10 protein-coding genes are annotated in these 12,320 nt (G+C 70.5%); 6 read left to right on the plus strand and 4 right to left on the minus strand.

Features of this window, described 5'->3' with window-relative positions; all coding sequences use genetic code 11:
• Positions 1–172: 172 nt before the first annotated feature.
• From FE633_RS23925 to FE633_RS23935, 3 genes are all read left to right on the plus strand, one after another.
• Positions 173–1,054, plus strand: a complete 882-nt coding sequence (locus FE633_RS23925) for a TIM barrel protein (RefSeq protein WP_138047219.1) — start codon at positions 173–175, stop codon at positions 1,052–1,054.
• A 100-nt stretch (positions 1,055–1,154) separates the two neighbouring features.
• Positions 1,155–2,048 (plus strand): 2-hydroxy-3-oxopropionate reductase, encoded by an 894-nt coding sequence (locus FE633_RS23930; protein ID WP_138047220.1) that lies wholly within the window; start codon positions 1,155–1,157, stop codon positions 2,046–2,048.
• A 558-nt stretch (positions 2,049–2,606) separates the two neighbouring features.
• A complete protein-coding gene (locus FE633_RS23935; RefSeq protein WP_171060098.1) occupies positions 2,607–3,719 on the plus strand; it encodes an ADP-ribosylglycohydrolase family protein in 1,113 nt (370 codons plus the stop codon).
• On the opposite strand, the gene FE633_RS23940 is transcribed toward FE633_RS23935, so the two are convergent.
• Complete coding sequence (locus tag FE633_RS23940) at positions 3,704–4,030, minus strand: type 2 periplasmic-binding domain-containing protein (protein ID WP_138047221.1); 327 nt, start codon at positions 4,028–4,030, stop codon at positions 3,704–3,706. The two genes, FE633_RS23935 and FE633_RS23940, sit on opposite strands and share 16 nt — an antisense overlap.
• A gap of 674 nt (positions 4,031–4,704) precedes the next feature.
• Positions 4,705–6,489 carry a glyoxylate carboligase gene (gcl, locus tag FE633_RS23950; protein ID WP_138047222.1) on the minus strand — a complete coding sequence of 595 codons (1,785 nt, stop codon included), beginning with the start codon at positions 6,487–6,489 and terminating at the stop codon, positions 4,705–4,707.
• Positions 6,490–6,777: 288 nt separating this feature from the next.
• On the opposite strand from gcl, the gene FE633_RS23955 reads away from it, so the two are divergent.
• Positions 6,778–7,728 carry a hypothetical protein gene (locus FE633_RS23955; protein ID WP_138047223.1) on the plus strand — a complete coding sequence of 317 codons (951 nt, stop codon included), beginning with the start codon at positions 6,778–6,780 and terminating at the stop codon, positions 7,726–7,728.
• Between the two features lie 50 nt (positions 7,729–7,778).
• Complete coding sequence (locus FE633_RS23960) at positions 7,779–8,285, plus strand: GNAT family N-acetyltransferase (protein ID WP_138047224.1); 507 nt, start codon at positions 7,779–7,781, stop codon at positions 8,283–8,285.
• A 4-nt stretch (positions 8,286–8,289) separates the two neighbouring features.
• On the opposite strand, the gene FE633_RS23965 is transcribed toward FE633_RS23960, so the two are convergent.
• Together FE633_RS23965 and FE633_RS23970 are read right to left on the minus strand one after the other, a co-directional pair.
• Positions 8,290–9,933 (minus strand): AMP-binding protein, encoded by a 1,644-nt coding sequence (locus FE633_RS23965; RefSeq protein ID WP_138047246.1) that lies wholly within the window; start codon positions 9,931–9,933, stop codon positions 8,290–8,292.
• Positions 9,934–9,944: 11 nt separating this feature from the next.
• Positions 9,945–11,669: an AMP-binding protein gene (locus tag FE633_RS23970; protein ID WP_138047225.1), complete on the minus strand. Its 1,725-nt coding sequence runs from the start codon at positions 11,667–11,669 to the stop codon at positions 9,945–9,947.
• A gap of 114 nt (positions 11,670–11,783) precedes the next feature.
• On the opposite strand from FE633_RS23970, the gene FE633_RS23975 reads away from it, so the two are divergent.
• A partial coding sequence (locus tag FE633_RS23975; protein WP_171060099.1) for a GAF domain-containing protein occupies positions 11,784–12,320 on the plus strand: 537 nt, incomplete at its 3' end.

The raw sequence follows: 12,320 nt of genomic DNA on the forward strand, positions 1-12,320 counted from the left end.
CACCGCAGCAGCGCCCCCGCGCCTCCCGCGCGGGGGCGCTCTTTCATGGGGCGTGGCGGGCCGCACCCATGGGGCGTGGCGGGCCGCACCCTTGACAGTCGTCCCGAACCACGGGCAGTCTTCCATTGAACAGAAACTAGTTTCCATAATACGGAAGGGGCGCCGCCTTCCCATGCCAGGTTCTGCATCAGCTTCTGCATCAGGTTCTGAATGGGGCACAGCCGCAGAGCAGCGCTTCGACGTCAACCTGTCGATCCTCTTCACGGAACTCCCGCTGCTGCAACGCCCCGCGGCCGCCGCGGCGGCCGGCTTCACCGCGGTGGAACTGTGGTGGCCCTGGGTCGACTCCCCCGTCCCCGAGCGGACCGAACTCGACGCGCTGAAAAGGGCGATCGAGGACGCGGACGTCCAGCTGACGGGCCTGAACTTCTATGCCGGGCAGCTGCCGGGCCCGGACCGGGGCGCGCTGTCGATCCCGGGCGAGGAGTCCGAGAAGTTCCGCGCGAACGTCGACGTGGCGGCGGACTTCGCCCAGTGCCTGGGCTGCACGGCCCTCAACGCCCTGTACGGCAACCGCGTCGACGATGTGACCCCGGACGAGCAGGACGCGCTCGCACTGGAGAATCTGGTGCTCGCGGCCCGGGCCGCCGACCGCATCGGCGCCATCCTGCTCATCGAGACCCTGAACCGGCTCGAGTCGCCGCACTACCCGCTGGTGACCGCCTCGGCAGGCATCGGCGTCGTCGACATGGTCAACGAGGCGACCGGCCTCGGCAACGCCAAGTTCCTCATGGACCTCTACCACCTGTCCATGAACGGCGAGGACCTCCCGTCGGTGATCGAGCGCTACGCGGCGAACACCGGCCACGTCCAGATCGCCGACAACCCCGGCCGCGGCGCGCCCGGCACGGGGACGCTCCCGCTGGCGGACCTCCTCGGCCGGCTGAGGAAGGCGGGGTACGAGGGCTGGGTCGGCCTGGAGTACAAGCCGGGCGACCGCCCGAGCACCGAGTCCTTCGCCTGGCTCCCGCCGGAGGCACGCGCGGCCCGGTGACACACCCCGCCGCGACAGCCCACGGACGAGACCCGGCGACCCGTACCAGACCAGGCCCGGCAACCCATGGACGTAACACAGGAGTCAGAGAGGCACCCTCATGAGCAGCACGCTTCCCAAGGTCGCGTGGATCGGGCTCGGCATCATGGGCTCCCCCATGTCCGAGAACCTGATCAAGGCGGGCTACGACGTCACCGGCTACACGCTGGAGCGGGACAAGCTCGACCGTCTGGCCGCCGCCGGCGGCACCGCGGCCGGCTCGATCGCCGAAGCCGTGCGGGACGCCGACGTCGTGATCACGATGGTGCCCGCGTCCCCGCAGGTCGAGGCCGTCTCGTACGGCCCGGGCGGCATCCTGGAGAACGCGAGGTCCGGCGCGCTCCTGATCGACATGTCGTCCATCACCCCGCAGACCTCGATCGACCTGGCCAAGGCAGCCGCGGACAAGGGCATACGCGTCCTCGACGCCCCGGTGTCCGGCGGTGAGGCCGGTGCCGTCGAAGCCGTGCTGTCCATCATGGTCGGCGGCGACCGGGCCGACTTCGAACAGGCGAAGCCGGTTTTCGAGGCACTCGGCAAGACGATCGTGCTGTGCGGCCCGCACGGCTCCGGCCAGACGGTGAAGGCCGCGAACCAGCTGATCGTCGCGGTGAACATCCAGGCGTGCGCCGAGGCCGTGGTCTTCCTGGAGAAGTCCGGCGTGGACCTCGACGCCGCGCTCGACGTCCTGGGCGGCGGGCTCGCAGGCTCCACCGTGCTGACGCGCAAGAAGGACAACTTCCTGAACCGCGACTACAAGCCGGGCTTCCGTATCGATCTGCACCACAAGGACATGGGCATCGTCACGGACGCCGCCCGCCGAGTCGGCGCCGCACTGCCGGCCGGCGCCGTGGTCGCCCAACTCGTCGCCTCACTGCGCGCCCAGGGCGACGGCGCCCTGGACCACTCGGCCCTGCTGCGAGCCGTCGAGCGCCTCTCCGGCACGCACGTCTGACCTGGGCCCGAGCCCGAGAGCCCTCCGGGTGGCGCCGTGGCTGACACCCGTCCTGTCGCGCCCAAGCCACCGCGCCACCCGGAGCCACACCCCGCCACGCTCCTACACCGGCGTGCGTACGGCGCCTACGGAACCCTCAAATCAAGCTCTGAACCTGGCTCTAGGGGCTTCAACTTCCCCCGGACGCGGGCACATCATTCTCGGCACGAGGCCCGCCGGCACGGGGGCGGCGGGCCTCGGACCGGGGGCGGCATCCGGGGGGGATGCTGACGTCGCGGACGCCCACGGGCGCGGGTCATCCCGGGAGAAGGCGGTACAGGCGCGCCCCTCTACCGGCCCGCGGGCATACAGGAGTTGCAACGCCTCCTCGCCGGCCTTTGGGAGCAACTGCCGCTCCCGGAACGGGCCAAGGGGCCGGACCTGTGAGACTGACGCTACGGTGGTCGGCGAGCGTGACCCACACTGTTCGCGCCCTGACTCGCCCTCCTGCACGGCCCTCTGCGGCACCACCATCATCTGGACAACCACTTCTGTCCCGAAGGAGAGAGGCGCGCTGCCTTGCCCCACGAAAAAGATCACCAGAGGGAGTTCCTCACAAGGCAGTCCCAGGTGCGCGGGATGATGCTCGGCCTGGCGCTCGGGGACACCCTGGGCGGGGCCCGGGGAAGGCTGCCGGCCAGCGGTCCGCTGCGGGCCGGTGTCAGCACACAACTGGCCTGCTTCACCGCTGAGGGCATCATCCGCGCGCAGGTACGCGGAAACCACAAGGGGATCTGTTATGCGCCGGGGGTGGTCCTGCATGCCTACTGCCGGTGGGCTTTCCTGCAGGGCATCGAGGTGGAGAAGATGCGGCGCCGCTGGAATTCTTACGGCGATTCGGTGTGGCCGGACGGCTGGCTCGCGGACGTGCCCGCGCTGGCCGAGCGGCGCGGCAGTGCACCGGCGACGGTGACGGCCCTGTCCCGGATCGAGGAAGGCCACGAGCGAATGGCCACCACGAGCCGGGGCTGTCACGCACTGACCCGGGCCCTTCCGGTTGCGGTCACCGGACTCGGAGGGATCGCCCAGGCCGGCGCGCTCGCCGCTCTCACGCACGGCGACACAGCCGCGCAGGCCGCCACCACCCATGCAGCCGTCCTGGCCCACCACTGTCTGACGAACTCCGCTCGGGAACGCGGCCCGTCTCCCCACTCCGGCATATCCGCCCGGGAGGCGCTGCATGTGGGGATCACTGCCCTCCCGTCCGTCGGTCAGCGAATCACCGACGACGAGCACAGCCGTCTCGCGGCGGCATTTCGGCACGCTGTCGATGAGCCGGCGGACGCGGGACGGCTCGCACGGCTCGCACCGGATGCCACCGCACCCTCGGCGTTGCTCGGCGGCCTCTACGCTGCGGCCTCCTTCCCCGACCGTGCTGGGTTCCGCGGCGCATTGGAGTTCGCGGCGGGCGCGCCGGACGGTGACTCTGTCGCCTGCGTGGCCGGCGCGCTGCTCGGCGCCGTACACGGGGTCGAGGCACTGCCCGTCGACCTGGTCAGCCGTCACGAACTGGCGTGGGTACTCGACACCCTGGCCCGCGACCTACTGACAGAACTCGAAGACTCACCCAGCGGCAGCGAGTACGTCCAGGGGTGGGACCCGCATTGGTGGCACCGCTATCCCGGCTGGTGACGTTCGTCGGCGGCCACCGCCCGCGACCTCGTCCGCTGGGGCCACGCCGACAGGACCGAACTCCTCGGCGCGTCGAGCACCGGCACACAGACCACATCCGACCGCGCTTGGCGCCGCGCCGATTCCGGGAGCACAGCGACCAGCCGGCCCAGGGCGACGAGTTGCATCAGCTGCCCGCTGTCACGCACCTCCGGGCCGCTCGCTTCTTCCGGATCCGGGCCGGGCCAGCGGGGGATCGGCTCGCCGTCGAGGTCGGCAAGGACCAGGGTGGCGCGGCCGGCCAGTCGGTGGCCGCGGGGAAGCACCGCCACCACCACCTAGACCTCGACGGCATCGGGGGCGCTCCGGTACACCGGCAGGATCCGCTCCAGCAGGCCCGCGTCCGCGCCCCGACGGCATCCTCGTCAACGCCGTCTGCCCCGGCCACTGCGCCACCGCCCTGAACAACCACTCCGGCCACCGCACCCCCGCCCAGGGCGCCGTGGCCGCCGTCGGGATGGCCACCATCCCCGCCGACGGACCCACTGGCACCTTCACCGACGACCAAGGCCCCGTGCCCTGGTAGGACCTGGTGGTCCCGCGGGCCGGTGCGGCAGGTGTGTCCAGGCCGAGTCGGGCCGGCCACGGCGCAGAGCAGCACGGGGGCGCTGGACGGTACTGGCCGGGCCGGGCGGCGCGGTCTTCAAGTGCGGCACAACCGACCATCGCCCGGAGGTACGGATTCAGCACTGGAGCGGTGAACCACCGGTGCTCGACGACCAGTGGGACACCCTGGACAGTGTGCAGTTCGAGCTGCACACCGAGGGCAGAGTGCAGCTGAACGCCGTACGTGCCGGGAAAGCGGGCCCCCGGAACTCCCTGGACGTGAGGGCGTCCAGGGGGTTCTTCCGCACGACCAGCACCGTGGTGCCGTGCGGAACCATGCCGTCCTGGTGCCCCACCCTCGGGCCGGGCCGCCCCCGCTGTCGAGCCGCACTCGGTCGTATCAGACCTTCAACGGCCTGATCGACGTCGGCGTGTGGTCCGGATCGGTCGCGATCTCCTCGAACTCCACGACGTTGCCGATGTCGTTCGTCGTCGACATCGCGATGTTGGTGACGCGCTCCAGGATCACCTCGACGACGACCGGCACCTGATGCTGGGCGGCGAGCTTCTTGGCCTGCTCGAAGGCCGCGCCCAGTTCGTTCGGGTCGGTGACGCGGAGCGCCTTGCAGCCGAGGCCCTCCACGACCTTGACGTGGTCGACGCCGTAGCCGCCGAGCTCGGGCGAGTTGATGTTCTCGAACTCCAGGTTGACCTGGAAGTCGATGTCGAACGCCCGCTGCGCCTGGCGGATCAGGCCCAGATAGGAGTTGTTCACCAGGACGTGGACGTACGGGATCCTGTGCTGGGCGCCGACGGCCAGTTCCTCGATCATGAACTGGAGGTCGTAGTCGCCGGACAGGGCCACCACGGACGCCTCCGGGTCGGCCTTGGCGACGCCCAGCGCGGCGGGGACGGTCCAGCCGAGAGGGCCCGCCTGGCCGCAGTTGATCCAGTGGCGGGGCCGGTAGACGTGCAGCATCTGGGCTCCGGCGATCTGCGAGAGGCCGATCGTCGACACGTACCGGGTCTCCGGGCCGAAGGCCTTGTTCATCTCCTCGTACACGCGCTGCGGCTTGATCGGGATGTCGTCGAAGTGTGTACGTCGCTGGAGCCGGGCCCGCTTCTCCTGTGCGGAGGCCGCCCAGACGCTCCGGTCCGGCAGCTTGCCCTCGGCCTTCAACTCCCGTGCCACCGCGACGAACAGTTCCAGCGCGGCCTTCGCGTCGGAGGCGATGCCGTAGTCCGGGGCGAAGATCCTCCCGATCTGCGTCGGTTCGATGTCGACATGGACGAACGTCCGGCCGGCCGTGTAGACATCCAGCTTGCCGGTGTGACGATTGGCCCAGCGGTTGCCGATACCGAGGACGAAGTCGGACTCCAGGAAGGTCGCGTTGCCGTAGCGGTGCGAGGTCTGGAGGCCGACCATGCCGGCGTTCAGCTCGTGGTCGTCGGGAACGACGCCCCAGCCCATGAGGGTGGGGACGACCGGTATGCCGGTCAACTCGGCGAATTCGACGAGGAGTTCGCAGGCATCGGCGTTGATGACACCGCCGCCGGCGACGATGAGCGGGCGCTCGGACTCGCCCATGAGCGCGAGAGCCTTCTCGATCTGCGCGCGGGTCGCCGACGGCTTGTAGACCGGCAGCGGCTCGTACGTCTCCGGGTCGAACTCGATCTCCGTCAGCTGGACGTCGACGGGAAGGTCGATGAGGACGGGCCCGGGCCGGGCGGAGCGCATCAGGTGGAACGCCTGCTGGAAGACGCCCGGAACCTGGGCCGCCTCCAGCACCGTGACCGCCATCTTGGCGACCGGCTTGGCGATCGAGGCGATGTCGACGGCCTGGAAGTCCTCCTTGTGGATCACGGCGGTCGGCGCCTGACCGGTGACGCACAGGATCGGGATCGAGTCGCCGGTCGCGGAGTACAGACCGGTGATCATGTCGGTGCCGGCGGGGCCGGACGTACCGACGCAGACGCCGATGTTGCCGGGGTGGGTGCGGGTGTACCCCTCCGCCATGTGCGAGGCGCCCTCGACATGGCGGGCGAGGGTGTGGTCGATCCCGCCGGAGGACTTGAGCGCGGCATAGAAGGGGTTGATCGCCGCGCCCGGTACACCGAACGCGTGGCTGACCCCCTCACGCTTGAGGATCTCAACTGCCGCGCGGGCAGCGGTCATACGAGCCATGGCGTACTCCTGCTCGGGCTTGCTTCGGCCGTCGGATTCGAGCTCCCGTCGCGCCCCGCGGTGAGCTGTGATTTCCCAGAGATTCCGATTCCAGAATTTTCCGTATAGCGGAAATTTACTTCTACTATTTGGAAGCAATGTAAGCGGCGCCCCAGGGGCCGTCAAGGGACTGCGCGCGGGCCGCCGTGACCGGGCCCACGTGTCCGTTGCCCCAACTCCCTGCCGCGGGAGGCCCGCTTGGAGGACGATGGAGGCGCAGTCCCGATGTGACGTCTCTGGAGTGGGGACATGGCAGAGAGCGTTACGGTGCGGTGCCCGGCCTGCCGTCGCGAGCACCACTACACAGCGCCGTCCTTTCCCTGTGCGTGCGGCTCACCCGTCACGCCCGCGCTCGACCTGCGCGCGGCCCTGGAGCCCGTCACGCACCACACCTGGGACGAGGACTGGGTCATGGTCCGTTGCGCGGCCTGCGGACGGGAGGACGAGTGGCCGCGGCCCGAACTGGGCTGCTCCTGCGGGACGGTGCTACGAGTACCGGTGACGGAGCCACCCGCACCGCGCGGGCACGCGCGGCCGACGGAGCCCGACACCGACACGGCGCCCGCCACCCGTACGGAAGCGGACGCCGCCCAGGACCCGGTCAGCGGCCAAGAGCCCCCGACGCCGAGGGCGGACTCCGGCACAGACCCCGAAGTCCGGGCTGCCGAAGGTACCGACGACGGGTCAGGAGCCCGGAGGGCCGATGCAGGCGCCGACCATCCGGACTCGACACCGGGCACGGCGCCAGACTCGGCACCGGCCACGGGCCCGGGCACCCCTGCCCCTCGTATCCCTCTCCCCCGTGAGGCGTCCGCGCCCCGCCCCGCCTTCCAGCCCGTGACGATCCGTACCGCCCGGGACGCCGTGACCGTCGCCGCCCTGTACCTCCGCTGGCTCGGCTACCAGGACATACGGCGGGCAGATCAGCGACCGCCCTCGGGGATAGGACTCGCGGCACGCGGAGTCCTCGCGCAGGTCGAGCCCGCCCTGAGTCCCGCCTCACTGCGCGACGTGGAGTGTCTGTGGCTGACGGCGATGACGGAATCGGTGGGCTGCGTCTACTTCTCGCTGGCCGGATACGCGGAGGACGCCCGCACCCGGGCCGACTCCCTCGGCATCCCCCTCTTCGTACTGGATCTCACCGGCACTCCGCGGCCGGTCAACAGCCTCGCGGACGAGCTCATCGCCGCGGGCGCCTGACCACTCCGACCGCCCCGACAACCGCCCTGGCGGCCCGCATACTTGAGGCCATGCCCATCAGACCCGCCTCCCCCGCCGACCTCCCGCTGCTCCAGGACATCGAACGCGCCGCGGGCGAACCGTTCCGTGCCCTCGGCATGCCGGAGATCGCCGATGACGAGCCGCCCGCGCCCGCCGTGCTGGAGCGCTTCCGGCAGGCGGGGCACGCCTGGGTCGCCGAAGGGGACGGCCGCATCGTCGCCTATCTGATCGGCGAGCCCGTGGACGGCGCCTTCCATATCGAGCAGGTCTCCGTCCACCCGGACGCGGGCCGACGGGGTGTGGGCCGGACGCTGATCGCGTACGCCGCCGACCGCGCACGCGACCAGGGCCTGGCCGGTCTCACCCTGACCACCTTCACGGAGGTCCCCTGGAACGCGCCTTATTACGCGCGCATCGGCTTCCGCGTCCTGGACGAGGCCGAACTCACCCCGGGACTACGGAAGATCCGTGCCACGGAGGCCGAACACGGCCTCGACCGCTGGCCCCGGGTCTGCATGCGCAGGGAGACGCACTGAGCCACTAATCCGCGTACTTCTCCCGCAGTTCGACCTTCCGCACCTTCCCGGACACCGTCATCGGGAAGGACTCCATGATCCGCAGCCGGCTGGGGACCTTGTAGTGCGCCAACTGCCCGGCGCAGAAGGCTTGCAGCTCCTCGAGGGTCAGCGGGGCGCCGGGGTCGCGCGGGACGACGCAGGCGAGCACCTCCTCGCCGTACCGCTCATGAGGTACGCCCACCACCTGAACGTCGGCGATCTTCGGATGCGTGTACAGGAACTCCTCGATCTCCCGCGGATAGATGTTCTCGCCGCCCCGGATGATCATGTCCTTGATCCGGCCGACGATCTGGACGTACCCGTCGTCGAGCATCACGGCCAGATCCCCGGTGTGCATCCAGCGCCCGGAGTCGACGGCCTCCGCGCTCTTCTCGGGCTCGTCCCAGTAGCCGAGCATCACGCTGTAGCCACGGGTGCACAGCTCGCCCGCGGACCCGCGCGGCAGCGTCACCCCGCTCACCGGGTCGACGACCTTGACCTCGATGTGCGGCAGTACGCGCCCCACGGTGCCGGTACGGTGCTCCAGGTCGTCCTCGCGGCGTGTCTGGAGGGAGACGGGCGAGGTCTCGGTCATTCCGTAGCAGATGGAGACCTCGGCCATGTGCATCTCGGCGACCACCCGCTTCATGACCTCCACGGGACAGGGCGAGCCCGCCATGATCCCGGTGCGCAGGGAGGCGAGGTCGTACGTCGCGAAGTCCGCAAGATTGAGCTCCGCGATGAACATCGTCGGGACGCCGTACAGCGAGGTGCAGCGCTCCCGCTCGACCGCCTTCAGGGCCGCCGCCGGGTCGAAGGACGGCGCCGGGATCACGATGCACGCGCCGTGCGAGGTGGCGCCCAGGTTGCCCATCACCATGCCGAAGCAGTGGTAGAAGGGCACGGGCAGACACACCCGGTCCTGTTGGGTGTAGCCGAGGGTCCGGCCCACCCAGTAGCCGTTGTTGAGGATGTTGTGGTGCGAGAGCGTGGCCCCCTTCGGGAAGCCGGTGGTGCCCGAGGTGTACTGGATGTTGACCGGGTCGTCACAGCTCAGGTCGGCCTGGGCCATGGCCAGTTGCTCGTACGGGACGGACGCGGCGCCCGCGACGAGCGCGTCCCAGCTCGGATCGCCGATGAAGACCGTCTCGCTCAACCCAGGGCACTTCGCGCGCACTTGGCCGACCAGGGCCCGGTAGTCGCTGCCCTTGTGGGCGAGCGAGGCGACCAGGAGCGAAATCCCGGCCTGCCTGAGCACGTACTGCAGCTCGTGGGCTCGGTAGGCCGGGTTGATGTTCACCATGATCGCGCCGATGCGGGCGGTGGCGTACTGGACGAGCACCCACTCGGGGCAGTTGACCGCCCAGATGCCGACGCGGTCACCCTTCCGCACGCCCTTGGCGAGCAGCCCGCGCGCCACCTCGTCGACGGCGGCGCCGAACTCGGCGTACGTCCAGCGCCGCCCGGAGGGCACGTCGACGAGCGCGTCCCGCGAAGGGTACGCGGCGATCGCCCGGTCGAGGTTGGCGCCGATGGTGTCGCCCAGGAGCGGTGTCGTACTGGTCCCGTGGGTGTAACTGGCTCCCGGGGTGTTGGCCCCCTCCGGGGGACTCGCCGGCCCGCTCACCGGAGGCCGGCTCACCGGAAGTCCTCCTCGCGGTACTCGTCAGTGGAGCCCGCGGCGGTGGCCTCGCGCAGCTCGATCCGGCGGATCTTGCCCGACACGGTCTTGGGCAGATCGGCGAACTCCAGACGGCGGATGCGCTTGTAGGCGGCGAGGGTGGTACGGGAGTGCTCGAAGAGGATCTTGGCGGTGTCGGGGCCGGGCTTCCATCCCTCCGCCAGCACGACGTACGCCTTCGGAACGGCGAGGCGCAGCTCGTCGGGGGCGGGCACGACGGCCGCCTCGGCGACGGCCTCGTGTTCGAGGAGCGCGCTCTCCAGCTCGAAGGGGCTGATCTTGTAGTCGCTGGCCTTGAACACGTCGTCGGCGCGGCCCACGTACGTGATGTAGCCGTCCGCGTCCCGTGAGCCGATGTCGCCCGTCCGGTAGTAGCCGCCCGCCATCGCCTCGGCCGTACGGTCGGCGTCGCCGTGGTAGCCGGTCATCAACCCCACGGGCCGGTCGGACAGGTCGAGGGCGATCTCGCCCTCGTCCAGGCCCGGCATGCCCGACACCGGATCGAGCAGCTCGACACGGAAGCCGGGGCTGGGCCGGCCCATGGAGCCCGTCTTCAGCTTCTGTCCCGGGCTGTTGGACACCTGTACGGCCGTCTCGGTCTGCCCGAAGCCGTCCCGGATCGTCACTCCCCATGCCCGCCGCACCTGCTCGATGACCTCGGGGTTCAGGGGTTCCCCTGCGGCGACGGCCTCCCGCGGCGGCGTTCGCAGCTGGGTCAGGTCGGCCTGGATGAGCATGCGCCACACGGTGGGAGGGGCGCAGAAGGTCGTCACCCCCGCGCGGTCCATCTCCGCCATCAGCCGGGCCGCGTCGAAGCGTGTGTAGTTGTGGATGAAGACGGTGGCTTCGGCGTTCCAGGGTGCGAAGAGGTTCGACCAGGCGTGCTTGGCCCAGCCGGGCGAGGAGATGTTCAGGTGCACGTCGCCCGGTTTCAGGCCGATCCAGTACATGGTCGCCAAGTGCCCGATCGGGTACGACACATGGGTGTGCTCGACCAGCTTGGGGCGCGCGGTGGTGCCCGAGGTGAAGTACAGCATCAGCGGGTCGTCCGGGCGGGTGACACCCTCGGGCACGAAGTCCGCCGAGGCGGCGTAGGCCTCCTCGTACGGCCGCCAGCCTGCCGGGCGACCGCCGGTCCGCGGGTGACCGCTGATGCCCGGCCAGCCTTCGGTCTCCGGCGGACCGCCGACGGAGATCCGGGTGTAACGGCCGGGCACGTCGTCGAACTTGCCGGTGTCCTCGGCGCGCACGATCACATGCCGTACGCGCCCGCGGTCGATGCGGTCGCGCAGGTCCGCGGGGCCGAGCAGCGGGGTCGCCGGGATGACGACGGCGTGCAGCTTCATCGCGGCGAGGGCGGTTTCCCAGAGCTCGACCTGGTTGCCGAGCATGACGAGGACGCGGTCCTCGGCGCGCACGCCCTGTTCGCGCAGCCAGTTGGCGATCCGGGCCGAGCGCTCGGACAGCGCGGCGAAGGACAGCTGGGTGCGTGTGCCGTCCTCCTCGACGATGTGCAGGGCGGTGCGGTCATTGCCGCGGGCGATGACGTCGAACCAGTCGAGCGCCCAGTTGAAGAATTCCGGGCGGGGCCAGGCGAAACCCTCGTATGCCGTGGCATAGTCCTCACGGTGCTCCAGCAGGAAGTCCCGCGCGCTGCGGAAGCCCTCGGTCGGCGTCGTCATCTGTCCTCCTCGTACCCGACCGCATTGCCGGGCGACTCAATGACATCGTGTAATCGGTGATGCGGGTCTCACTACCCCCGGACGGGGGTGTGTCTTGGCCGAAGGGAGGAGCACGTGGCGGCGGACGTGAGCGGAGCGGTGGAGATGCGCGGCGCCCTGATGCGGCTGCGGCGCGTGACAGGGCTGCCGGTCGCGTTCGGCGGCCTGGTCGAGCCGGACAGCGGGCAGATGCGCATCAGCGAGCTGACGGGTACGGCGACGACGGCGCTCAGCGCGATCACGGTGTCGTCGGGCAACGGGCTCGGCGGCAAGACGGTGGCCCTCGCGCGGCCCTGCTCCGTCACGGACTACTCCTCCTCGCGGCAGATCAGCCATGAGTACGACGCCGCGGTCGCCGCGGAGGGGCTGCGATCCGTCCTCGCGGTGCCGATCGTCGTACGCCGCCGGGTGCGCGGCGTCCTGTACGGCGCCCTGCGCACCGCCCAGCCGCTCGGCGACCGGACGCTGACCTCGGCCGCGGAGGCGGCGCGGGACGTGGAGCAGTCGCTGGTCGTGCGGGACGAGGCGCACGGGCTGCTGGCGGCGGCGCGGGGGCCGGAGGCCGCCTCGGGCGCGGCGTGGGAGCAGGTCCGCGAGGCGCACGGGGCGCTG

Source organism: Streptomyces montanus (genome assembly GCF_005786655.1).
Classification (GTDB): Bacteria; Actinomycetota; Actinomycetes; order Streptomycetales; family Streptomycetaceae; genus Streptomyces; species Streptomyces sporangiiformans.

Coding starts and splice junctions, on each gene's coding strand:
- FE633_RS23925 (WP_138047219.1), top strand. CDS start 173: ATGCCAGGTTCTGCATCAGCTTCTGCATCAGGTTCTGAATGGGGCACA.
- FE633_RS23930 (WP_138047220.1), top strand. CDS start 1,155: ATGAGCAGCACGCTTCCCAAGGTCGCGTGGATCGGGCTCGGCATCATG.
- gcl (WP_138047222.1), bottom strand. CDS start 6,489: ATGGCTCGTATGACCGCTGCCCGCGCGGCAGTTGAGATCCTCAAGCGT.
- FE633_RS23955 (WP_138047223.1), top strand. CDS start 6,778: ATGGCAGAGAGCGTTACGGTGCGGTGCCCGGCCTGCCGTCGCGAGCAC.
- FE633_RS23960 (WP_138047224.1), top strand. CDS start 7,779: ATGCCCATCAGACCCGCCTCCCCCGCCGACCTCCCGCTGCTCCAGGAC.
- FE633_RS23970 (WP_138047225.1), bottom strand. CDS start 11,669: ATGACGACGCCGACCGAGGGCTTCCGCAGCGCGCGGGACTTCCTGCTG.